A 22,383-nucleotide genomic window follows, 5' to 3' on the forward strand; every position below is an offset into this window, starting at 1 on the left:
GTGCGGCATGTTCGAATCCGCGAAGCTGGAGCACAGGCTGGACAAGGCGGCCTTCAAGTCGCTGGAGCCCGGTCTGCGCGAAAACCTGCTGAATGTGCAGTTCCAGCTCATCGATCAGAAGCGCCGCAGCCTCCTGGTGCTCATTCACGGACCCGACGGCGCCGGCAAGGGCGCGGTCCTGAACCGGCTCTACGAGTGGCTGGACGTCCGCAAGCTCGAAACGCTGACCCATGACGCGCCGTGCCGGGACGATGCCGGCCGGCCGGCCATGTGGAGCTATTGGCGTGGCCTTCCGCCATTCGGCGAAATCGGGATGATGCTGGGCTCCTGGTATCACCGGCCCATGTGCGAGCGGGCGCTGGGCAAGCTCGGCCGTTCCGGTTTCGTGAGCGCCATGGAGGACATCCGCCGGTTCGAGGCGATGCTGCATGCGGAAGGTGTGAGCCTTCTGAAGATCTGGCTCTACCTGGAGCCGGAGGAGGCCAACCGGCGGCTCAAGGCGTTGACCCAGGGGGCCTATCAGCGGCCGGTGGTGCGTGAATGGGCCGAACTGCACGGCGCGAAAGAGCGGCAGCGCCTCAGCCTTGCGGCCGAGGATATCGCGCGCATCACATCCACGGATTTCGCGCCGTGGCAGGTGGTGCCGGCGGGAGACGACGCCTATCGCGACGCCACCATCGGCAGCGTCCTCCTGGAGAAGCTGCGCGCCATGACGGCGGACGGCGCTGGTAGCCCGGTCCATCCCACGCCCAGCCCCACCCGTGTGCCCAATGCGCTGCCCACCTTCTCCATCCTCTCCACCCTGGATCTCAGCCAGAAGCTGGAGAAGGACACCTATGAAGAGCAGATCGCGCACGAGCAAAGCCGCATCACCCGCGCCACGCGCGCACCCCAATTCGACGATCGTGGGCTGATTCTGGCTTTCGAGGGCAGCGATGCCGCTGGAAAGAGTTCCACCATCATGCGGCTGCGGCGTGCGCTCGATCCGCGCCGGTTTCGCGTCTATCCCATCGCGGCGCCCACGGACGAGGAGCAGGCGCGGCCCTATCTGTGGCGTTTCTGGCGGCATATACCCGCGCGCGGGCGCGTCGCCATCTTCGACCGCTCCTGGTACGGGCGCGTGCTGGTGGAGCGGGTGGAGGGGCTTGTCACGCCCGAGCAATGGGGGCGGGCCTATGGCGAAATCAACGATTTCGAGGGGCAGCTCGCTGAGGCCGGCTATGTGGTGGTGAAATTCTGGCTGGCCATCAGCCAGGACGAGCAGATGCGCCGCTTCGCCCAACGCGAAAGCATCCCCTACAAGCGCTTCAAGCTGACGCCCGAGGATTGGCGCAACCGCGAGAAATGGCCGCTCTACGAGGCTGCGGTCACGGAGATGGTGGACCGCACCTCCACCCGCGCCGCGCCCTGGACCCTGGTGGAGGCCGAAGACAAGCGCTTCGCGCGGGTGAAGGTGCTGCGCACGGTCGCCGATCGGCTGGAGGCGGCGCTGTCCGAGTGAGGAGAAGGGCGCCTGCCGCGGGCGGTGACCTTAATTCTTGACGATCTTCTGATAGGTGTTCTTCAGATTGTCCTGGATCACGGTCGCTTTGCCCTTGGCGGTCAGCATCAGATCCGTTTCGGGAGTTTGCATGGCGTAGGTCCAGCCCGCGGGCAGCGCCAGGCGCGCGGCGAGCTTCGGCAGGTCCTCGTAGGTCAAGGTCGGGTCCACCATCGAGGTGTAGGACTGCATCACATAAGCGGAGCCGTCGGGCGCGGTGAGGATGAACACGGGCTTGCCGGCGGCGAAACGGTAGGTGGTGTCGCGATCGATGGTCTGCTCGGTGAAGGGCGGCTCCATGGCCTGCCGCAGGCTGGGGAAGATCTCCGCGCGCTTCTCCAGGACGATGCCACCCAGGGTGACCAACTCTCCGCTTACGGTGGCGCCGGACGCGATGATCTGGTCCATGATGAAATAACGTGGGCCGTTCTTGAGGATGTCGAGCACCTCAAAATGTCGGCGCAGTTCAGCTTCGCTCAATGCCGCCCACTGGGCTTGCGGACAATCGTCGTGTCCGAGCGTGTTGTAGACCGTGGCCTTCAAGCCCTGGGTGGTGAGGCTGAGCGGGATGATCTCGCAATAGCGCGCATTGCGGATATCTCCGGTGATCCGGGTGTTGGCGGAAGGCTCGTCCGCGAACGTCGGTCCGCAGGCCAAACCCATGGACCCGCCCAAGACGGCAAGCGCCAGCAGCGACGAACGGATGGTCATCAGAGGTTCCTCCCTGGGGATGCAGCGGCGGGAGGTTACGGTCGCGCGCGGGCGTGCGGGAAGGTGAAATCGGCAGCGCGGCCAAAAAGCGGCGCATGACGCGGGGAGCGCGGACGCAGGAGACGAGGGAGCGCAAGGACCGCGCGACGCCGAGATGATGGGCGCCTTGCCCAATCGAATCGGTCGGCCGACCACCGGCGTTTTGCCGCTCCCGTGCAAGACGCTGGCGGGACAGGCCTGAAACTCAGGATGGCTGGGGCGCCTGGATTCGAACCAGGGAATGGCGGAATCAAAATCCGCTGCCTTACCTCTTGGCTACGCCCCAAGAGCAGCGGCGCGGACATTATCGCCCCGTTTGCGGCATGTCCAACGTCGCGTGCGACATATCCAAAGCCTGGTGCCTCCCGCTGGGCTCTCCGGCGGATGGGAGGCGGCCAGCCTCACGCGCCGGTAAAACGCGGGTTGCGCTTTTCGGCGAAGGCGAGGCGTCCCTCGCGATAGTCCGCGCTGGCATTGGCGGCGCTGGTCGCGCGCTTGGCCTCCGCCAGAAGGGGGCCGTGCGGCCCCTCGGCGGCGCGAATGGAGAGCTTCGCCGCCTTCAAGGTCAGGGGCGCGTTTTCGGCCATGCGCAGGGCGAGGCGATCGGCCACAGCATCCACCTCCTCGGGCGTCGCGAGCATGTCGATGGCGCCGATCTCATGGGCGCGTCCGGCGGCGAGGCGATCGGCTGTGAAGAACAGCTGCCGGGCGCCTTGGCTGCCGAAAACCCGCAGGAGACGCGGCAGGCCGCGCGGATCATAGCCCAGGCCCAAGCGCGCCGCGGGAATGGCGAAGAATGCGGTGTCGGCGGCGATCCGCAGATCGCAGCTCGACGCCAGCGCCGCCCCCGCCCCGACGCAGGCGCCGTGGATCACCGCCAGAACCGGGAAGGGCAGGCCCTCGATGGCGGCGCAGGCGTGTTCCACGATGTCGTCATAGCTCTGCGCGCCCGAGGCGTCGGATCGCGCGGCATCGAAATCCGAGATATCGGCGCCGCCGGAAAAGGCGAGCGCGCCCTCGCCCCGCAGGATGGCGACCCGGATGTCGTGGCGATGGGCCGCTTCAGCGGCGAAGCTGGCGAGCGCCTGCCACATTCCGCTCGAAATGGCGTTGCGCCGCTCGGGATTCGACAGGACGAGACGGGCGATGCCGTCTGCCACGGTGATGGCGATGCTGCCAGCCAACTTCGGCCTCCTGTGCCAGCGCAAGCGGATGCTCGGAGCATGGCCTCTAGAGCAGTTTCAGCAAAAGTGCGAAGTGGTTTTGCGTCCGGAACTGCGAAAACACAAGCAGTTAGAACATTTCCAACGGATATTGAAACGCGAAAATGCGCGCCGCGCCGTTCCCAGGGTTCGCGTCCACAAAAATGGCGGGGGGGCGATGGGGCGAACGCCGGGCGGTTGCCGTTGGGGCGGTGCTGGCCAAAGGAAATCGGCCAAGGGAAACGGGGCGATGCTTGTGGCATCGCCCCGCCCCGACGGGCGCCGGTCAGGGCTTGGCACCCGAAGCCAACAGAGCCTGAATGGCCGTTGAGTAGACGATCGGCGCTTCTTTGACGCGCTCCGCCTTGAACTTCAAGCAAAAAGATCGGAGCAATGCCGAATTGTCTCTAGGTATCTCCATGCGAACATCGTGGAACGCACGGCGCTGTGCTGACGTGGCGATATGGGTGAGTTTTTATGGCCTTTGGAATTATTCTTTTCGAAAGAGAAAATTTCCAATGAACCCAACGATCAGGCTGCCAATTGCCACTGTGATTCCGTATAATGTACCTTCAGTTTGTGAAAAGGTTGCCACGTCCTGCTCGAATCCACTCCGATTGACCTCGAAGTGCTGCACGGCGCGGGCCGTGATCTTCCCATCACGCAAGAGCTGGATGGCGACATCGTATCGCCCGATGGGTGCCTGGCCGGGAATGGTGAAATTGGCGCGGAACACCCGGGGCGCGAGGAAGGTCACGCCGTGGCTGTCTTCTTGATACAGATTCGCCGCCTGCTGGGTCCGCAGAAAGGCTTGGCGAAACGGGTCGGTGGGCACCACGTCCGCATAATCCGTGCCCACCAATTGGGTCAGCGCGTTGCGGGAGAGGCCGATCTGTCCGTCGCGTAGTACCGCGGGCGGGGCCATCTCGTCCGGTGGACGGTTCGATTGTACGCTGAGAAACGCCGGCACGTCGATGAAGGTGCGGCTGTCGGTGTTCACCCACAGGCCGAACAGGCGCGATTTGCGCCATGTGACGAAGCTCTGCTTCGGCCCGCGCACCGTGACCACGACATCGGGAGTGGTATCCGAGGCGATGGTTTCCGCAACCCCGAACACCACCAGCTCGGCACCGGTAAAGGTGGAGGTGATGCTCACCTGAGGTTGCGACACGCTAATCACCAGCCGATCCGCCGACGTTGCCTGGGCGGCGGCCGGATCGGGGGCGAACGCGCAAGCGAGCGCCACTGCGGCGGCGCTCGCCATGGGGCGGAGCCGGACGCCGCGGCGGCTCATCGGCGCACCTCGATCGGATGGAGCACATAGAGTTCAGCCGGCGTGCGCACCAGATCCACCGCGACCCTGATCCCCACCGACAGCACCAGCAGGCCAAGCAGGAAGCGCAGGTTTTCCGGACGCATGGTCTGGCCGGTGCGGGCTCCGAACTGCGCCCCCATGGTGCCGCCGATCATCAGCACGAAGGCGAGCACGGCATCCACCGTGCCGTTGGCCTCGGCATGGAGCACGGTGGCGGCGGCCATGGTGACCAGGGTGAGCACCAGGGAGGTGCCGACCGACGTGGTGGTCGGGACGCGCAGCAGGTAGATGAGCGCCGGCACCAGGATGAAGCCGCCGCCCACGCCCAGCACCGCCCCGAGCAGGCCGATGACGAAGCCGATGGCCACCACCGGAACCGCCGAGACATAGATCCGCGAGCGGCGAAAGCGCATCTTGAGTGGCAGGCGCATGAACCAGGCGTGGGTGCCCGGCCGCCGCACGTGGGGCGCCTTCCCCCGGCGGCTGCGCCGGATGGCCCGCGCGCTCTCCACCAGCATCATGATGCCGATGGCCCCGAGCAGCAGCGTGTAGGCAATGCGGATGAACAGGTCCACCTGTCCGATCACGCGCAGCCACAGGAACAGCGCCACACCCGCCGCCGTGCCGATGAGGCCGCCGATGAGCAGGACGCCCGCCAGGGGCAGGTCCACCATGCCCTTGCGCAGATAAGACAGGGCGCCCGAGAAGGACGAAGCCGCCATGTAGGGCGACACGCTCGCGACCGCCACCGCCGCCGGCACGCCGGTGAAAATGAGCAGCGGCGTCATGAGGAACCCACCGCCGACGCCGAACATGCCCGAGATGAAGCCGACCGCGAGCCCCATGGCGAAGACGGTGAAAATGACCACCGGCAGTTCGGCAATCGGCAGATAAATGGTCACGGGATCGTCCGTTTCGGGTCACGGCAGATGGCGCGGCTTTACGCCATCGGGGTAGGCCTGAGAAGACCCGCGGCCCGTATTCGGCGCCGGGAGCGGCAAAAAGCGCACAGATCGGTCGCTAGCTGAGTTCAAAGACCGATTCAGTGGTCGCATATTCTGGATTATCCAGGGAAATTCTGGCTTTGCCGGGGGCTCTCGGGTGGCCTCAGGGCCGGCGCGACTGGGTGTGGAGGGTGACCAGCAACGCCGCGACAGCGCGCGCCAGGATGGGGTCTTCCCGTCGCGGCCGTGCCTGGCGTCCGGGAACATGCACGAAGACGACCGGAGGGGGCTTTGCCGGATGTGCGGCGGCCCAGGCGAGGGCTTGGAAATAGCTGGCGTTGCACAGGTATCGGCCGGCATCGCGCGACGAGCGCGCGGCCGCGCCGGCGGCACGGGCCGCCGCGACCAGGGGAGCGATCCGGGCGGTTGTGCGCAGGTTCGCGGGCGCATCGGGATCAATGCGCCGTGCGCGGGGGTGCCGGTAGGCCACATCGGGCCGGTCGGCGGCCGCGTTGACGGCGCGTGTCTCCACGCACAGCACGCTACGGCGTGGCGCGACGCCCAGGAGCAGGACCGCATCCGGCGCGTGGCGCTCCAGCAGCACCACCAGCCGGCCGAGGGCGTCCCAGCGGGTGGGGAGGATCTCCACGATGAGATCAATGGCCCCAAGGGCGGGTCGTCGGGTGCGCCCGAGCACCTGGGCAAGCCGTGCGGACGGGTTCACCGGCACGCCGGGGAAGGGTCCGAAGGCGCACACCAGGATGCGTGTGCGGGGCGCCATAGCGTCTATAGGCCGATGAGATGGGCGATCTCCGCCGCCGCCAGGGCGGGGGCGAGCGTACCCGCCGCGACTTCCTTTTCCAGGGTGGGCAGGCGCGCCTTCACGCCCGGATCGGATGCCACCTTCTCGGCCAGCCGTTCATTGAGCAAGGTCCACATCCAGCGCACCTGCTGGGCCTGCCGGGTGGTGGCGAAGGCGCCCGCCGCCTCGCATTTCTGTCGGTGCAGCACCACCTGCGCCCACACCTCCGCGATGCCGTCTCCGGTCAGGGCCGAATAGGTGAGCACGGGCGGCGACCAATGGGCCTGCCGCGCGCCGAGCAGATGGAGGGCGGTGCGGTATTCGCTGGCGGCGGCGCGGGCGCGGGGGATGTTGTCGCCGTCGGCCTTGTTCACGGCCACGATGTCGGCGAGTTCCAGCACCCCCTTCTTGATGCCCTGAAGCTCGTCGCCGGCGCCCGGCAGCATCAGCACCAGGAAGGTATCGGTGAGGTCGGCCACCGCCGTTTCCGATTGCCCGACGCCCACCGTCTCCACCAGCACCACATCGAAGCCGGCGGCCTCGCACAGCAGCATGGTTTCGCGCGTTTTCGCGGCGATGCCGCCGAGCGTGCCGCTCGACGGGGAGGGGCGGATGAAGGCACGCTCGTCCACGGCGAGCCGTGCCATGCGGGTCTTGTCGCCCAGGATGGAACCGCCGGTACGGCTGGAGGACGGGTCCACCGCCAGCACCGCCACCTTGTGGCCGAGGCCCGTGAGGTAGGTGCCGAGAGCGTCAATGGTGGTGGACTTGCCGACCCCCGGAACGCCGGTGATGCCGACCCGAAAGGCGCCGCCCGTGCGCGGCAGCAGGGATTGGAGCAGGGCCTGGGCGCGGGCGCGGTGGTCGCCGCGCCGGGATTCGACAAGGGTGATGGCCCGCGCCAGCGCGGCACGCTCGCCCCTCACAACCGCCTCGGCGAGCTGGGCATCGTCCACCTGTCGGGCTCCCGTCATCGTCCTTCGTCCTCCATGCGACCAGCCTTGGCCGGCTCCATTTTCGCACCGCGGGGGAACTCGTCACGCGCGGCCAGCGTTGTCCAGCCAAATTTCCACTTCGAATCCGGTCCCGGCAGACAATGCCCAAGGGGACGGGATGGCCTGCGGGGCCGGGGTGCGACGCGAACCGGCGGTGCCGCTCGTGATGTTTGATCGCACCGCTCGGGCCACGCATCAGCAGGGGGAAGACCGGCCGCGTGGAGCGGGCGGCTTCCCGAACCGTGGAGGTCAGCCGATGAATTGGGATCGCATCGAGGGCAACTGGAAGCAGATGACCGGCAATGTGAAGGCCCAGTGGGGCAAGCTCACCGACGACGATCTTACCGAGATCTCGGGCCGGCGCGAGGTGCTCGAAGGCAAGATCCAGGAACGCTATGGCCTCGCCAAGGATGAGGTGAAGCGGCAGGTGGACACCTTCACCAGCACCCTCAATTAGCCGCTCACGCCCATTCTTGAGCCTCCGACCCCCGCGTCGCGCGTCGGCGCGGGGCTTTTTTGCGTTCGGCCGCGACCGGGGCGTTCGTGACCGGCGACAGACGGCGTCTCGAACAATTTCAGCAAAAGTGTGCAGCGGTTTTGCGTCTGAAATTGCGATAAAACGCTCTAGCCGGGGACCGCCAGGATGCCGCCGGAATCAAGCTTGGCCAGGGCGTCGGCTGCCCGCACGCCGTCGATGACGATGCCAGGCGCGATCTCCACCAGCGGCACCAGGGCGAAGGCGCGCTCCAGCAGCCGGGGATGGGGGATCTCAAGATCCGGCTCCGCGACCTTTTGGTGGCCGTAGAGCAGGATGTCGATGTCGATGCGGCGCGGTCCGAAGCGCACCTCGCGGCTGCGGTCCCGCCCCAGCATCCGTTCCACCAGGAGGCCGAGGAACAGGAGGCTGTGGGCGCCCACCGGGCTTTCCACCTCCACCACCTGGTTGAGATAGGGGCCCTGCGGGATCGGTCCCCAGGGTGGCGTTTCATAAAGGGCCGAGCGCGCGCGCAGGGTCAGCCCCGCCCGCGCAAGAACGCCGCGCGCGAGGCCGAGCGTCCCCTCCCGGTCGCCCACGTTGGAGCCGAGGCACAGGTAGGCGGTCTCGACGCTCATGACGCGTCCCGGATGGCTTCCGCCACGCGCGCCGCCTGGATCAGGGCGGCCACGTCGTGCACGCGGATGATCTCCACCCCCGCCATGATGCCGATGACGTTCGACGCGATGGTGCCCGGCAGGCGCTCCGCCGGCGTGGTTTCGATCACCTTGCCGATCAGCGACTTGCGCGAGGTGCCGAGCAGCAGCGGCAGGCCGAGCACGCGCAGTTCGCCGAGCCGGCGGATGGCGGAAAGGTTCTGTGGAAAGGTCTTGCCGAAGCCGATGCCGGGGTCGAGCACGATCTTGTCGCGCCGCACCCCCGCCCGCTCCGCCTTTTCCAGCGCGCTCTCGAAAAAGGCGAGCATGTCCGCGACGATGTCGAGGCTCCCATCCACCTCGGCGCGATTGTGCATCACCACGACCGCCGCGTCGTGATCGGCCACCACGCGCGCCATGTCGGGGTCATGGGCGAAGCCCCACACGTCGTTGACGATGTGGGCGCCGGCCTTGAGCGCCTTTTCGGCCACCTCGGCCTTGTAGGTGTCCACGGAGACGGGGACGATGATCTCGCCGGCCAGCGCGGCGAGCACGGGCGCGAGGCGCGCCCACTCTTCCTCCGCCGGTACCGGCGTGTGTCCGGGACGGGTGGATTCACCGCCCACGTCCAGGATGTCCGCGCCCTCCGCCACCAGCCGGCGGGCGTTGGCGAGGGCATCGTCGGGACGGGCGCTGCGGCCGCCGTCGGAAAACGAATCGGGCGTCACATTGAGGATGCCCATGACGAGGGTGCGCGGACCGAGCGGGAGGGCGCGGTCGCGGGCTTGAAGGGTGCGGGGAGGAATCTGGGCCATGGCGGGTGCGTGAGGTGGGATCGGCTCACTCAAGCCCCTGGGCGCCCGCGTGGCAAGCCGGAAGGCGGGCGCCCCGGTCAATTACCGGTCGCGTGCGGTGCATTCGGCCCCTCGCAGGGGTGTGTTCGGATGGCGTGCAGGGCATCGAGGAGGGGTGTCGGCGCGATGCGCATGGGGCCGCTGAAGGGCTCGCCCATCTCCACCACCAGGAACAAGGCGGCGGCGATGGAAAGGCCGCAGAAGGCCAGCGCCGCGAGGCCCGGCGGATTGCGCGGCGCGAACCAGCCGAAGCCGGCGAAGATCAAGGTGAGCCACCCCATGACCACCATGATGAAAATGGTGGGCACGCGGCTCTCGGCATCGGTGGTGAGCCGCCAGCGGTGCGTCAGCAGCATCTTCATGCCGTCGATGGCATTGTTCCGGTTCATCTTCTGGTCGTCGGTGCCGGGCGGCAGGGCGCGGATCGCGTCGTCGAGGCGCAGCAGCAGGTTGGCGGAACTGGTCTCGAACTGCGGGTGCCGCTGCGTCTGGTGCCCACTCCAGGTTTCGTCGAGGATGAGGCGCACATAGGTGGCCAGTTCCTGGCGCGCCGGGCAGGCTTGTGCTCCGAAGTGCCGCAGCTCCACGTCGGTGGTCAGGATCGCCACCGCATATTGCTGCACATCCTCCTGCGCGCCGGCATAGCTGTAGCGCATGGAGGTGGTCATCAGGCCAAGGATCAGCGAGGTGACGGCGGCGGTGAGGCCGACCGTGACCTTCATGGTGAAACGGGTGTCGTCGGAGAGGAAGTCGGGCGGCGACCAGCGGGCGATGGCCATGGCCAGGAAGGCGCCCGTCATCATCGCGGCGAAGGCCAGCGGCGCCACCATCCAGGACGTCATGATTCGTGCCCCATCCCCAGTTCCCGGCCGCCCGATCGTGTCTGGCGAAAGTGCCCGCGCCGCACGCGGGCCGCAACTGCGCCGGAATGGCGCGCGCCCTTGAGGGCCGGCGGCACTGGGCTTACATCTTGTCCATTGCTTCAGAAAGGACGGTTCCATGCCCGTCGTTCATTTGATCGATCGTGCCCTCATTCGTGCATCCGGCCCCGAGGCCGCAAAGTTCCTGCACGGTGTCATTACCTGCAACGTCGCCACCATGGCGGTGGGCGATGCGCGCTATGGCGCGCTGCTGTTCCCGCAAGGCAAGATTCTCTCCGATTTCCTGCTCTATCGCGAGGGGGAGGAGGGCTACCTCTTCGATGTCCCCGCCGAGCGGGCGGACGACCTGTTGAAACGTCTTACCTTCCACCGCCTGCGGGCGAAAGTGGCATTCGAGAAGGCGGACGACCGCGCGGTCGCCGCCGCTTTCGGTGACGCCGGTACGGTGGCCGAGGGGCGCGCGTTTCCCGATCCGCGGCTCGCGGCGCTGGGGCAGCGCGTGGTGCTGCCCAAGGCGGCGGCCGACGGCCTGTCGGCGGACCTCGCCGCCTATGAGGCGCACCGGATCGGCCTCGGCATCCCCAAGGGCGGCGCGGATTTCCCCTATGGCGAGACGTTCCCCCACGAGGCCGACATGGACCAGCTCGGCGGCGTGGACTTCAAGAAGGGCTGCTATGTGGGCCAGGAGGTGGTGAGCCGCATGGAGCACCGCACCACCGCCCGCAACCGCCTGGTGGAGGCGCTGCTGCCCGGCCCGGCGGCCGAAGGGGCCGAGATCATGGCCGGAGACAAGAGCGTCGGCCGCCTGTCCTCGGTCGCCGGCGGCAAAGCCATCGCAACCGTGCGCCTCGACCGCGCCACCGACGCCCGCGCGGAGGGCATTCCGCTCATGGTGGCCGGCATGGAAGTGGAGCTCAAGGCCCCCGACTGGGCGGAATTCCCGCTGGAATGGGAGCGCAAGGTGAGCGAGCTCGACAAGAAGCTCAAGAGCGCCAAAACCTGACACAGCCACCAAGAATGAACGGAGCCGGCTGATGGAAACCCGTGAAGCGATGGCGCATCCGGACGGGCGCCTGCGGTGTCCCTGGTGCGGCACCGACCCGCTCTATGTCGCCTATCACGACACGGAATGGGGGGTGCCGGAGCGCGACAGCCGGGCGCTGTTCGAGAAGCTGCTGCTCGACGGGTTCCAGGCCGGTCTCGCCTGGATCACCATCCTGCGCAAGCGCGACAACTTCCGCCGCGCCTTCGACGGGTTCGAGCCGGAGCGGATCGCCCGCTATGACGCTGCCAAGGTGGAGGCGCTGATGCAGGACGCCTCCATCGTGCGCAACCGCGCCAAGATCGAAGGCGCGGTGCTGTCCGCCCGCGCCTATCTCGACCTTGAGGAAAAGGGCATCTCCTTCTCAGACCTGATGTGGGAGGCGGTGGGCGGCGCGCCGCTGGTGAACCATCCGCGCCACCTGTCGCAGGTGCCGGCGCAGACCCCGGCCTCGCTCACGCTTTCCAAGCGCCTGAAGGGCCTGGGCTTCAAATTCTGCGGCCCCACCATCGTCTATGCCGCCATGCAGGCCTGCGGCCTGGTGGACGACCACCTGGCCGACTGCCACTGCGCTCATGCCGGCTGAGCCGGGATCAGAACCGGGTGACGATCTGGGCGAGATCGGGCCGGGGCCGGTCCTCGAGCTGTAGCGCGGCGGTGCCCATGTAGATGAAGCCGGCGACCCGCTCATGCTCCGCAAGGCCCAGGGCGGCGCGCGCCTCGGCATCATAGGTGGGCCATTCGCTGATCCAGGTGGCGCCGTAGCCGAGGGCGAGGGCGGCGATCAGCATGTTCTGGCAGCAGGCGGCGGCGGACATCACCTGCTCCCATTCCGGGATCTTCACATGGGGCGCCGCGCGCGACACCACGGCCACCACCAGCGGCACCCGAAGGAAGCGCTTGCGCTCCTCGTCGAGGCGCTTGTCGGTCGTGTCCTGGTTCTTGGTGGCAAGGTCCTTGGCGGCAAATGCCTTGGCGGCCAGAACCTTGGCGAAGGCTTCCCCCGCGCGCGCCCGGCCTTCCCCCTCGAACACGATGAAGCGCCAGGGCGCGAGCTTGCCGTGGTCGGGAACCCGGGCGGCGATCGCAAGGATGGTATCCAAATCCTGGGGCGAGGGGCCTGGCTCCTGGAGGTCCATGATGCGGGAGGAGCGGCGCGTGCGCAGGAGCTCGATGGCGTCAGGCATGGGGCAGGGCTTTCGCGGGTTGTGCGCGGGCGGGACCGGCGCGCTGAGGCCGGCTCTATAAAAGGGAACGGCCTCGGTTTGAAGCAGGTCCCGCGGATTCCCTTGGCGCAGGCGTCGAATCCCGTTGCGGCAGGTGGCTTCGTGCACGCGATCGACTTGAAACCGCCCCGAATTTTGTGCACCTCAAGACGATGACCTGCTTCGTTCACCTGTTCCGGCGCTTTCCCCATCGCCGCAGTCTCACCGGCCGGTGTCTTCTGGTGGCGCTCGGGCTCGTGGCCGGCGTGTCCTGGGTCTCCGAGGCGGGGGCGCAGAGCCTGCAATTCCTGGGATCTCAAGCCGCTCCACCTCAGGCCGGGCCGTTCGCGGCGCCGCCCCCGGGTGGCGGCGCGCGGTCGTCGGTTCTGGCACCAGGGACCGGAAGCGCGCCGTCGTCGGGCGGGCGCGAGCCCCATGCGGTGCTGCCATCGGCGCCGGCCGGCAAGGCGGCCCTGGGTGTCTTCGCCCGCTTCGGCCAGGAGGGCGCGCCGGTGCAGCGCGGCCTGGTGTGGCGCGTGTTCGCCGACCAGCCGGAAAGCACCGGAGCCTTCCCGCTGGTGGCCGAAAGCGCGGAAGCGACGCCGGTGTTCTTCCTCAGCCCCGGCGGCTATGTGGTGCATGTGACCTATGGGCTCGCCACGACCGCGCAACGGGTGGTGGTCGGCTCCGTATCCCGGCGCGAGGCATTTGCGCTGCCGGCCGGAGGGCTGCGGCTTCAGGGGGACGTGGAGAACCGCGCCATTTCCGCGCAGAAGCTGACCTTCGACATCTTCGAAGGCTCGTTCCTGCAGGGTCGGACCTCGAGCCAGCCCTATTATCGCGGCGCCGGGGCGGGTGAGGTGATCCTGCTGCCCGAGGGCACTTACCATGTGGTCTCGACCTATGGCGACGCCAACGCCGTCGTGCGCGCCGACGTGAACGTGGTGCCGGGCAAGCTCACCGATGCCACCATGCATCATCGCGCCGCCCAGGTGACGCTGAAGCTGGTGAAGGACAAGGGCGGCGAGGCCCAGCCCGACACCCAATGGACCGTCATCACCCCCGGCGGCGATACCATCAAGGAATCCATCGGCGCCTTCCCGTTGTTCATTCTCTCCGAGGGCGATTACACGGCGATCGGGCGCCACGACGGCCGCAACTACAGCCGTGACTTCAAGGTCGAAGCCGGCAGGGACCAGGCGCTGGAAGTGATGATGCAGTGAGTGCATCATCCGGTGCCCGCCGTCCGCAACCCGAAAGGCCAGCCCCGTGATCCCTCTTCCGCGCCGCGCATTCGGCCCGCTGCTCGCGTTCGTCGCCTTTTGGAGCGCCCTTGATGGCGGGTTGGCCTGGGCCGCGGCGGGCGATGCGGCCGCCGGCAAGGCGCTGGCCACCCGGTGGTGCGCCAGCTGCCATGTGGTGAGCGCCGACCAGAGCGCGGCCCAGAGCGACGCCCCGTCCTTCCGCGCCATCATCCGGCGGACCGTTGATCCTTCGGCGGAGTGGATCGCCTTTCGGCTGCTGGCCCCGCATCCGCTGATGCCCGAGGTCTCGCTCACCCAGGCTCAGGCCGCCGACCTCTCCGCCTACCTCCAGAGCCTGGAGCGGAACGCGGATTGAAGCGGGACGACACCAAGCCGGATGTCGCGATGCAGGCCAAAAGGCGCGGTGTCGGAAGAGGCCCGCCGCCGGTATCCGGGGCGGCGGGCACGGTGTCAGAACAGCTTGTTGATGCTCACCATCACCGCCTGCACATCGGTGGTTCCCGAATAGGTGCCGAGGGCGACGCCGGTGAAGGTCAAGCCGTCATGGAGGGTATCGAACGGCGCCGCGAAGCGGTTCGTCTTGGTGGTGGACATGGTATAGGTGTAGTTCAGGTCCACGAACCAGTCGGGCGCGAGGAAATACGTGACGCCCGTCGAAACGGTACCGCCCCAAACCCAATTGGTGCTGCTGAAGCTCACGGGTGCGCCGGTCAGATCCAGACGATCGCCGAATAGGCTCGCGAAGCCGACGAGGCCGTTCAGTTCCTGCTTGATCTGGGTAAGGGTTGGTCCGCCACCGAAATAAACGAAACTCTTGTCGAAGGCATAGCCGAGGAACGGGACCAGGGCGAACTGGTTCGTTGCCTTCATGGTGGAGCTGCGGGCATAGACATTGCCCGCGAGCACGCCGCTGACCTCACCGGTGTAATAGCCGGCCTGGGGGATCAGAAAATTCTCCTGGCTGGAGGACGCGTTCAAGTAATTATAGGTGAATTTTGCCCCCCATAGCCAGTTGCTGCCCGAGAAGCGCTCGTAATAGCCAAGCTGCACCATGGGCGCGAAATCTGTCTGTCCCGAAAGGTCTGGCGAGGTGGAGCCTCCCGCCTCGCCGCGCGCTACCAGGGTGTCGCCGGAATAGATCTGCGACAGGCCTTGGGCGAACACATCCTGGTTGGTGAAGGTCGAGAAATTTACGCTGCCGCCGGCACCGACGAAGAAACCCTTCTGCGGCACGCCGGTGGCGGCGACCTGGGCCTGCGCCGCATGGGCGCCGCCCCAGAGCATCGCGCCCGTGAGAAGACCGGTCCGGATCCACGTATTCATCTGCTTTATCCCTTGCCGCCACCCAGACAAGGCGCATCGGACAGAGGATCGCTCGCAAAAGCCGCCCGACAGGTGGGAGCGCCTACGGTTGTGCCTTCGCAACGCTCTGAGCCGAATCTTGTCGAGTGCCCCAGATCAAGGGCAAGCGTAAACAAAAGTGAATGCTCCTCCAATGGAGGTGGCCGCGGGGGTCGTATTTCGGCAGGTAAAAAAAGCCCAGAAGCGGTGCTTCGGGGCTTTTTCCAAGAAGTGATGGTATCGAGATCAGGCCGCAGCGGCGGCGAGCGCCTTGCGCTTCAGGTCCGGCGGCACGGCTTCCTCGGTCAGGGCGGCGATCACCGCGTCGAGGCTGCCGCTCTCCTGGGCGTTGGAGCCGAGGCGCCGGATGGATAGCGTGCGCTCGGCCGCCTCCTTCTTGCCGGCCACCAGCAGCACCGGCACCTTGGCCAGGGAGTGCTCTCGCACCTTGAGATTGATCTTCTCGTTGCGCAGGTCGATCTCGGCCCGCAGGCCGGCCGCCTTGAGCTTGGCCACCACCTCTTCGGCATAGGCATCGGCGTCGGAGGTGATGGTGGCCACCACAACCTGCGTCGGTGCCAGCCACAGCGGGAAGTGGCCGGCGAAATGCTCGATCAGGATGCCGGTGAAGCGCTCCATGGAGCCGCAGATGGCGCGGTGGATCATCACCGGCGTCTTCTTTTGGCCGTCGGCATCCACATAGAAGGCGCCGAAGCGCTCCGGCAGGTTGAAGTCCACCTGCGTGGTGCCGCACTGCCACTCGCGGCCGATGGCGTCGCGCAGGGTATATTCGAACTTCGGCCCGTAGAAGGCGCCTTCGCCCGGCAGGATGCCGGTCTTGATGCGCCCGCCGGACGCCGCCTCGATCTGCTTCAGCACGCGGGTCATCACGTCTTCGGCGTGATCCCACACCGCGTCCGAGCCCACGCGCTTGTCCGGACGCGTGGAGAGCTTCACGATGATCTCCTCGAAGCCGAAGTCGGCATAGGTGGAGAGGATCAGGTCGTTGATCTTCAGGCACTCGGCCGCCATCTGCTCCTCGGTGCAGAAGATGTGGGCGTCGTCCTGGGTGAAGCCGCGCACCCGCATCAGCCCGTGCAGCGCGCCGGAAGGCTCGTAGCGGTGCACCGCGCCGAACTCGGCAAGGCGCATGGGCAGGTCGCGGTAGCTCTTCAGGCCGTGCTTGAAGATCTGCACATGACCGGGGCAGTTCATGGGCTTCAGCGCGAACACGCGCTCGTCCTTGGTGTCGTCACCGGCGGACTGGACCTTGAACATGTTCTCCCTGTACCAGCCCCAGTGACCGGAGGTCTGCCACAGCTCGGCGTCCAGCACCTGGGGGGCGTTCACTTCCTGGTAGTCGGCCTTCAGCCGGCGGCGCATATAGGCGACGAGTTCCTGGAACAGGGTCCAGCCCTTGGGGTGCCAGAAGACGGTGCCGGGGCCTTCCTCCTGGAAGTGGAACAGGTCCATCTCCCGGCCGAGCCGGCGATGGTCGCGCTTCTCGGCTTCCTCCAGGCGGTGGATGTAGGCGGCGAGTTCCTTTTCGTCCTGCCAGGCGGTGCCGTAGATGCGGGTCAGCATGGGATTGTTCGAATCGCCGCGCCAATAGGCGCCCGCCACCTTCATCAGCTTGAAGGCGTTGCCGATCTTGCCGGTGGAGGGCAAATGCGGGCCGCGGCAGAGGTCGAACCACTCGCCCTGCTTGTAGATCTTCACGTCCTGGTCGGCGGGAATGGCGTTTACCAGCTCGACCTTGTAATTCTCGCCCATCTCGCCGAAGACGCGCTTGGCCTCGTCGCGGGTCCACACTTCCTTGGTGAAGGGGCGGTCGCGGGCGATGATCTCGCGCATCTTGGCCTCGATCACCGGCAGGTCTTCGGTGGTGAAGGGCTCGTTGCGGGCGAAATCGTAATAGAAGCCGTTCTCGATGACCGGGCCGATGGTGACCTGGGTGCCGGGCCAGATGGATTGCACGGCTTCCGCGAGCACATGCGCGCAGTCGTGGCGGATCATCTCCAGCGCGCGCGGATCGTCGCGGGTAACGATCTCGATCTTCGCATCGCGGCTGATGGGCTCGGCAAGGTCGGCAAGCTGACCGTCCAGGGTGACGGCGATCGCCTTCTTGGCCAGGGATTTGGAGATCTGGGCGGCGATGTCGGCGCCGGAGGTTCCCGCGGCGTAGGCGCGCTGGGCACCATCGGGAAAGGTCAACGAAATCATGTCACTCCTCCTGCCCACTCCTGCGGACCACGCAGGTAGGCTCATTTCCCATATGGGGCGCACCTTTTAAGGGGGAAGGGGGCGGGCCGTCCAGATGGAGATGCGCGGGGGTAGCGGGGCCCGGCGATGAGGCGCTTGTGATCGAAAAGCGGCGCTGCGCGGGGGGCTCTCCCCCTTTCGCATCCGGTCCGGCTCAGCTAATCGAAATACGGGGATGAGGGTTGTGCCTGCCGCATGTATCGGCGTTGCGGCCGAGCGGGCCGGCATGGCGCGAACGGGGGCGTGCGGGAGAGGGCGCGGCGGGCGTTAAGCCAGTTTTAGCCGAACCCGGTGAAAACATGCGCTCCGATGGGACGCGACAGATGAGGCGGGCATGATTTCCTCGACGTTCAAGACCTTGACCTTCGCCGCGCTGCTTCAGGTCGGCCTTCTGGCCGGTGTCGGCGCAACTCAGGCACAGACGGCGCCGCGCGGCACGCCCGGCGCGACCATGGACATCGGCGATCAGCCGGGCCTCGTGCCGCCGGAGGACGACGAGGCGCAGCTCGATCCGGCGTTCCGCCGCCAGCCGGTGTATTTCCGGACCACCGAAGCGCCGGGCACCATCATCATCAGCACCAACGAACGCTTCCTCTATCTGGTGGAAGGCAACAACCGCGCCATGCGCTACGGCATCGGCGTGGGTCGCGACGGCTTCCAGTGGTCGGGCCTGAAGAATATCGTGCGCAAGGCCGAATGGCCCGATTGGCGCCCGCCGGTGGAGATGATCGAGCGCCAGCCCTATCTGCCGCGCTTCATGGCCGGCGGTCCGGGTAACCCCATGGGGGCCCGCGCGCTCTATATCGGCGGCACGGTCTACCGCATCCATGGCACCAATCAGCCGCAGACCATCGGTTATGCTGTGTCCTCGGGCTGCTTCCGCCTCGTGAACTCCGACATTATCGACCTTTATCAGCGCGTGCCGGTGGGCACCAAGGTCATCGTGCGTCAGCAGGCCACCCTCTGAGGGGGGCCTTATCCTTTTCTCTTCTCCTGAACCGGGGGCATTCATGAAGAAGTTACTGGCCGTTCTGGCCGGCGTGGCCGCGCTTGCCGCCACCGGCGCGTCGGCGCAGACCCTGAAGAGCGTGAAGGACCGCGGCGAGCTCGTCTGCGGGGTTTCCAAGGGCCTGCCCGGCTTCTCCGCTCCCGACGCCAAGGGGCAATGGACCGGCTTCGACGTGGACCTGTGCCGCGCCGTCGCCGCCGCCGTGCTCGGCAGCGGCGAGAAGGTGAAGTTCGTGCCGCTGACGGCGGACGAGCGCTTCCCCGCCCTGCAGAAGGGCGAGGTGGACCTGCTTTCGCGCAACTCCACCTGGACTCTGGACCGCGAAGGCAAGCTCGGGCTGCTGTTCGCCGGCATCTCCTATTACGACGGTCAGGGCTTCCTGGTGCGCGATTCGCGCAAGATCACGTCAGCCCTGGAGCTGGACAAGTCCAAGGTGTGCGTGCAGGCCGGCACCACGGCGGCCGGAGCCACCGCCGAATACTTCAAGTCCAACGGGATGGAGCTGGAGCTGATCACGTTGCCCGACTCGGCGGCGCTGGTGAAGGCCTATGAAGAGGGCAAGTGCGACACCCTCACCACCGACGTGTCGCAGCTTTATGCGCTGCGCCTCAACATGGCCAAGCCCGCCGATCATATCGTTCTGCCCGACGTGATCTCCAAGGAGCCCCTCGGCCCGGTGGTCCGCCAGGGCGACGACCAGTGGTTCAACGTCGTGAAGTGGGTGCTTTACGGCATGCTCAATGCCGAGGAACTGGGCGTGACCTCCTCCAATATGGCTGAGGCCCTGAAGTCCCAGAAGCCGGACGTGAAGCGTCTTCTGGGCGTGGAGGGCGACAACGGGGCATCCCTCGGCCTGCCGAACGATTTCGTGGTGCTGGTGGTGAAGGCCGTCGGCAATTACGGCGAAAGCTATGAGCGCAACGTGGGCGCGGCCTCGAAGCTGGGCATTCCGCGCGGCATCAACCAGCTGTGGAGCATGGGCGGCATCCAGTACGCCCCGCCGATCCGCTGATCTGCTCCCGCTGACCGATCGAAGGCGCCGCTCGCAGGCATGTGAGCGGCGCCTTTCCTTTGCGGCATCGACCCTTTCGGACGGCCCGACTATGCTGCGCGCGCCCCGCGCCATGATGCAAGTCCGGTCCTGCGGGGCGAAGGCTTGGGGGAATGACGATCCATGATTGAATTGTCGCGACGCGCCCTCGTTGCCGGGGCGGCCGGTGCCACGGTCACCGGGCTTCTGGCAACGACGATGACCTCGCCCGCCGCCGCGCAGGACGCCGCGACACCCGCCGGCCCGGCGGCCTCGCCGATCCCCGGCGCCTATCGCTACAAGGTCGGGGAAGCACGGGTGACGGCCATCAGCGATGGTGTCCGCACCTTCCCCATGCCTCAGGGCTTCGTGCGCAATGCCTCCGGGGAGGCGGTGAACGACGCGCTCGCGGCGGCCTTCCTGCCGCCGGACCAGATCTCCATTCCCTTCACCGTGCTGCTGATCGAAACCGGCCGGCGGCGCCTTCTGGTCGATACCGGCAACGGCCCGGGGCAGGGGCCGGTGGGGCTTCTGGCCCCGACGCTGGCGGCCATCGGCGTTGCGCCCGAGAGCATCGATCAGGTGGTGATCTCCCATTTCCACGGCGATCACATCAACGGCCTCCTCACCGCGGAAGGCACGCCCGCCTTCCCGAATGCGCGGGTGTTCGTGCCGGAAGCCGAATGGTCGTTCTGGATGGACGACGGCGAGGCGAGCCGCGCGCCGGACCGCCTCAAGGGCAATTTCCAGAACGTGCGGCGGGTATTCAAGCCGCTCGACGGCAAGGTGGAGCGCTATGCCTGGAACAAGGAGATCGCGCCCGGCCTCGTCAGCGTCGGAACGCCGGGCCACACGCCCGGACATACCTCCTTCGAGCTGGGATCGGGGGCGGATGCGCTCTTCATCCAATCGGATATCACCAATATTCCGGCCCTGTTCGTGGCGAATCCCTCGTGGCAGGTGATGCTCGACATGGATGGCGTGAAGGCGGCCGAGGTGCGCCGGCGCACCTATGATCGCCTTGTCGCCGACCGCATGAATGTTGCCGGCTATCATTTCCCCTTTCCGGGTGCCGCCCATCTCGCCCGGGAGGGCGAGGGCTATCGCTACGTTCCGGTGATGTGGAACCCGGTGCCCTGAGCATTGTCCCGTGGAGTGGCGTGCGGGCCACGCTTGCGGGCTATAGCCGCATGCGCAGGTTGAGCGACCCATCTGGTTGAGAAAGCCGGACGGGCTGGCCTGGAGATCGTAGTCCAGGCGCATGTCGAAGGTGGCGAGCCTGGTGCTCACCAGCGCCACGCCGGCGCTGAACAGCCAGGGGGAAAGGTCCGCCCCCTCCGTGACGAAGCTGCCGCCGCCCCCCATGAAGGACGCGCTGACCTGCGCGCCGGTGTCGAGCATGTTGTAGCCGACGCCCGCATATGCCGTGAGATCGGCGGCATCGGCAGGGTGTACGTGCCGCGCAGGCCGCCGGTGAGCATCAATTCCTGGTAGGATTGTCCGGTTACGGCGAGGTCCAGCGCTCCGGCACCGGTCTCGGTGTAGGACTGGGCGTCCACCCGCGCATCATCGAGCCGTGCCAGCGGCTGTAGAACGAGGTCGGGCGCGACATTCAGACTCTGGCGCAGGCCGCCGCCGGCGTGGAAGGTATAGCTGTCATAGTCCGCCGAGGCGGTGGCGCCGACGATGCCCACCAGCCGGCTTGCTGCGTTGGCGTTGAAGGCTCCGTCGATCTGCGCATCGACGGACAGGTTCGGCAGGGCCGCAGAGCTGCCATAGAGCCCGAGGGCGTAGCTCGACACATCGAGGCTGCCAGGCGCCCGAACCGCGTTGCTGGAAATAGAGGTGTCGGAATAAGAAAACAGGCCGCCCAGCCGCACATTGGGCGCCACCACGCGGTCCAGGTGCCGCTTGAGTCGTAGACCCCCCATCAGCATCTCGGCATCGGTGGCATTGCCGCTCACATCGCCATAGAGGTTGGTCAGGATGGGGCTGGCATCGGGCAGGGTGCTGAGCAACACCTTGCCCTCGGGCGTCATCGAGCCGATGCCGCGGCCCCGAAATAGCCGCTCCTGTAATCGGTGATGACGAGGCGGCCGGGCGCGGCGGTACCGAACAGGCTGGGGCTGAAGAGGCGCCAGGGGGTGCTCTGGGTCCAGGCCCATGGGCGGGCAGCGTTGCTCGGCACCACGCGTGGCAAGGGTAGCGGGAAGGTGTCCGGATCGTAGGGCATCATAGAGGCCCAATGGGTCACCAGCACCATGGCGCCGGTCATCATCTGCATCTCCATGGCGGTCACTCCGCCCATGTCTTTCCGCCCTCTTTCTCCACTCCGGTCCGGCTACCGTGATGGGCTGGCTTTAAATGACCCCGCGCCCCACGGCGGTTGGATGCCGTTATTCGACCGGATGGGCGGTCTGCTCGGCCACCCAGGTCGCAAATGCGGTATCCGCGGCCTCCACGGGCAGCACCAGAATGGCGGGAACGTCGTAGGGATGGTCCGCGCGCAGGCGGTCCATGAGCGCCGTGGCCCGGTCGTCCGTCGTTTTCAGGAGGAGAATCACTTCCTCCGTCCGCGCGATGCCGCCCTCCCACTCATATATGGCCAGATGCGCCGGCAGGATGTTGCCGCATGCCGCGAGGCGCGCCTCGACGAGGCGGGTGGCCACTTCCTCGGCCACGGTGCGGGAGGGGAGCGTGGTGTAGATGAGCTTGAGAGCCATGGGGGGTGTCTCGCGGTTGCGTGATGATGACGGCGGTGCGGCACCTCGACAAGCCTTCAGCGTGGGGCTACGAAGGCCGAGCGCTGTTCCCT

Annotated in this window: 24 protein-coding genes and 1 tRNA gene; 9 read left to right on the top strand and 16 right to left on the bottom strand. The window is 67.0% G+C overall.

The features are described 5' to 3' along the window. Positions 1 to 7: 7 nt before the first annotated feature. Positions 8 to 1,501 (top strand): polyphosphate:AMP phosphotransferase, encoded by a 1,494-nt coding sequence (gene pap / locus HUW53_RS16745; protein WP_237346908.1) that lies wholly within the window; start codon positions 8 to 10, stop codon positions 1,499 to 1,501. 30 nt (positions 1,502 to 1,531) lie between these two features. On the opposite strand, the gene HUW53_RS16750 is transcribed toward pap, so the two are convergent. The 7 genes from HUW53_RS16750 to meaB form a co-directional block, all read right to left on the bottom strand. Beyond that, complete coding sequence (locus HUW53_RS16750) at positions 1,532 to 2,251, bottom strand: hypothetical protein (RefSeq protein ID WP_237346909.1); 720 nt, start codon at positions 2,249 to 2,251, stop codon at positions 1,532 to 1,534. 250 nt (positions 2,252 to 2,501) lie between these two features. Then, a tRNA-Gln gene (locus HUW53_RS16755) sits at positions 2,502 to 2,576 on the bottom strand. A gap of 115 nt (positions 2,577 to 2,691) precedes the next feature. Further along, positions 2,692 to 3,474: an enoyl-CoA hydratase-related protein gene (locus HUW53_RS16760; protein ID WP_237346910.1), complete on the bottom strand. Its 783-nt coding sequence runs from the start codon at positions 3,472 to 3,474 to the stop codon at positions 2,692 to 2,694. 508 nt (positions 3,475 to 3,982) lie between these two features. Further along, entirely contained in the window at positions 3,983 to 4,756 is a 774-nt protein-coding gene (locus HUW53_RS16765) for a TIGR02186 family protein (RefSeq protein ID WP_237346911.1), read from the bottom strand. A 26-nt stretch (positions 4,757 to 4,782) separates the two neighbouring features. Further along, positions 4,783 to 5,709 (bottom strand): sulfite exporter TauE/SafE family protein, encoded by a 927-nt coding sequence (locus tag HUW53_RS16770; protein WP_237346912.1) that lies wholly within the window; start codon positions 5,707 to 5,709, stop codon positions 4,783 to 4,785. A 205-nt stretch (positions 5,710 to 5,914) separates the two neighbouring features. Further along, entirely contained in the window at positions 5,915 to 6,532 is a 618-nt protein-coding gene (locus HUW53_RS16775) for a pyroglutamyl-peptidase I family protein (protein WP_237346913.1), read from the bottom strand. Positions 6,533 to 6,537: 5 nt separating this feature from the next. Beyond that, entirely contained in the window at positions 6,538 to 7,527 is a 990-nt protein-coding gene (gene meaB / locus HUW53_RS16780) for a methylmalonyl Co-A mutase-associated GTPase MeaB (RefSeq protein ID WP_237346914.1), read from the bottom strand. A gap of 277 nt (positions 7,528 to 7,804) precedes the next feature. Between meaB and HUW53_RS16785 the strand changes: the two genes are divergently transcribed. Next, the gene (locus HUW53_RS16785; RefSeq protein WP_237346915.1) at positions 7,805 to 8,005 is read left to right on the top strand and encodes a CsbD family protein; all 201 of its coding nucleotides are present in this window, start codon (positions 7,805 to 7,807) and stop codon (positions 8,003 to 8,005) included. A gap of 167 nt (positions 8,006 to 8,172) precedes the next feature. Here HUW53_RS16785 and folK read toward each other — a convergent pair whose 3' ends face one another. The 3 genes from folK to HUW53_RS16800 form a co-directional block, all read right to left on the bottom strand. Further along, positions 8,173 to 8,661, bottom strand: a complete 489-nt coding sequence (gene folK, locus HUW53_RS16790; RefSeq protein WP_237346916.1) for a 2-amino-4-hydroxy-6-hydroxymethyldihydropteridine diphosphokinase — start codon at positions 8,659 to 8,661, stop codon at positions 8,173 to 8,175. Continuing rightward, positions 8,658 to 9,494: a dihydropteroate synthase gene (gene folP, locus HUW53_RS16795; protein WP_237346917.1), complete on the bottom strand. Its 837-nt coding sequence runs from the start codon at positions 9,492 to 9,494 to the stop codon at positions 8,658 to 8,660. Before folP ends, folK begins: the two co-directional genes overlap by 4 nt. A 77-nt stretch (positions 9,495 to 9,571) precedes the next feature. Further along, positions 9,572 to 10,375, bottom strand: coding sequence for a bestrophin-like domain (locus tag HUW53_RS16800; protein WP_237346918.1), 804 nt, complete (start codon positions 10,373 to 10,375; stop codon positions 9,572 to 9,574). A 157-nt stretch (positions 10,376 to 10,532) separates the two neighbouring features. Here HUW53_RS16800 and ygfZ point away from each other — a divergent pair, with 157 nt between their 5' ends. Both ygfZ and HUW53_RS16810 read left to right on the top strand, forming a co-directional pair. Then, positions 10,533 to 11,417, top strand: coding sequence for a CAF17-like 4Fe-4S cluster assembly/insertion protein YgfZ (gene ygfZ, locus HUW53_RS16805; protein ID WP_237346919.1), 885 nt, complete (start codon positions 10,533 to 10,535; stop codon positions 11,415 to 11,417). Between the two features lie 31 nt (positions 11,418 to 11,448). Beyond that, on the top strand, positions 11,449 to 12,042 hold the full coding sequence (locus HUW53_RS16810) for a DNA-3-methyladenine glycosylase I (protein WP_237346920.1): 594 nt from the start codon (positions 11,449 to 11,451) through the stop codon (positions 12,040 to 12,042). 7 nt (positions 12,043 to 12,049) lie between these two features. On the opposite strand, the gene HUW53_RS16815 is transcribed toward HUW53_RS16810, so the two are convergent. Beyond that, a complete protein-coding gene (locus HUW53_RS16815) occupies positions 12,050 to 12,643 on the bottom strand; it encodes a nitroreductase family protein (protein ID WP_237346921.1) in 594 nt (197 codons plus the stop codon). Between the two features lie 191 nt (positions 12,644 to 12,834). Here HUW53_RS16815 and HUW53_RS16820 point away from each other — a divergent pair, with 191 nt between their 5' ends. Together HUW53_RS16820 and HUW53_RS16825 are read left to right on the top strand one after the other, a co-directional pair. Then, complete coding sequence (locus tag HUW53_RS16820; RefSeq protein WP_237346922.1) at positions 12,835 to 13,884, top strand: hypothetical protein; 1,050 nt, start codon at positions 12,835 to 12,837, stop codon at positions 13,882 to 13,884. A 46-nt stretch (positions 13,885 to 13,930) separates the two neighbouring features. After that, positions 13,931 to 14,281 carry a c-type cytochrome gene (locus HUW53_RS16825; RefSeq protein WP_237346923.1) on the top strand — a complete coding sequence of 117 codons (351 nt, stop codon included), beginning with the start codon at positions 13,931 to 13,933 and terminating at the stop codon, positions 14,279 to 14,281. 95 nt (positions 14,282 to 14,376) lie between these two features. Here HUW53_RS16825 and HUW53_RS16830 read toward each other — a convergent pair whose 3' ends face one another. Further along, a complete protein-coding gene (locus tag HUW53_RS16830; protein ID WP_237346924.1) occupies positions 14,377 to 15,249 on the bottom strand; it encodes an outer membrane protein in 873 nt (290 codons plus the stop codon). Between the two features lie 264 nt (positions 15,250 to 15,513). Next, a complete protein-coding gene (gene thrS, locus HUW53_RS16835; protein ID WP_237346925.1) occupies positions 15,514 to 17,490 on the bottom strand; it encodes a threonine--tRNA ligase in 1,977 nt (658 codons plus the stop codon). Positions 17,491 to 17,863: 373 nt separating this feature from the next. On the opposite strand from thrS, the gene HUW53_RS16840 reads away from it, so the two are divergent. From HUW53_RS16840 to HUW53_RS16850, 3 genes are all read left to right on the top strand, one after another. Further along, a complete protein-coding gene (locus HUW53_RS16840; RefSeq protein WP_237346926.1) occupies positions 17,864 to 18,496 on the top strand; it encodes a L,D-transpeptidase in 633 nt (210 codons plus the stop codon). Positions 18,497 to 18,539: 43 nt separating this feature from the next. Next, positions 18,540 to 19,550, top strand: coding sequence for an amino acid ABC transporter substrate-binding protein (locus HUW53_RS16845; protein ID WP_237346927.1), 1,011 nt, complete (start codon positions 18,540 to 18,542; stop codon positions 19,548 to 19,550). 162 nt (positions 19,551 to 19,712) lie between these two features. Beyond that, positions 19,713 to 20,708 carry an MBL fold metallo-hydrolase gene (locus HUW53_RS16850; RefSeq protein WP_237346928.1) on the top strand — a complete coding sequence of 332 codons (996 nt, stop codon included), beginning with the start codon at positions 19,713 to 19,715 and terminating at the stop codon, positions 20,706 to 20,708. A 146-nt stretch (positions 20,709 to 20,854) separates the two neighbouring features. On the opposite strand, the gene HUW53_RS16855 is transcribed toward HUW53_RS16850, so the two are convergent. The 3 genes from HUW53_RS16855 to cutA all read right to left on the bottom strand — a co-directional run bounded on the left by HUW53_RS16855 (position 20,855) and on the right by cutA (position 22,291). Further along, positions 20,855 to 21,607 (bottom strand): autotransporter outer membrane beta-barrel domain-containing protein, encoded by a 753-nt coding sequence (locus HUW53_RS16855; protein ID WP_237346929.1) that lies wholly within the window; start codon positions 21,605 to 21,607, stop codon positions 20,855 to 20,857. Further along, positions 21,604 to 21,876, bottom strand: coding sequence for a hypothetical protein (locus HUW53_RS16860; RefSeq protein WP_237346930.1), 273 nt, complete (start codon positions 21,874 to 21,876; stop codon positions 21,604 to 21,606). The genes HUW53_RS16855 and HUW53_RS16860 overlap by 4 nt, the downstream gene beginning before the upstream one ends. 88 nt (positions 21,877 to 21,964) lie before the next feature. Continuing rightward, positions 21,965 to 22,291 carry a divalent-cation tolerance protein CutA gene (gene cutA, locus HUW53_RS16865; protein WP_237346931.1) on the bottom strand — a complete coding sequence of 109 codons (327 nt, stop codon included), beginning with the start codon at positions 22,289 to 22,291 and terminating at the stop codon, positions 21,965 to 21,967. Positions 22,292 to 22,383: the final 92 nt, after the last annotated feature.

Source organism: Xanthobacter agilis (genome assembly GCF_021730435.1).
Taxonomy (GTDB): Bacteria; Pseudomonadota; Alphaproteobacteria; order Rhizobiales; family Xanthobacteraceae; genus Xanthobacter; species Xanthobacter agilis.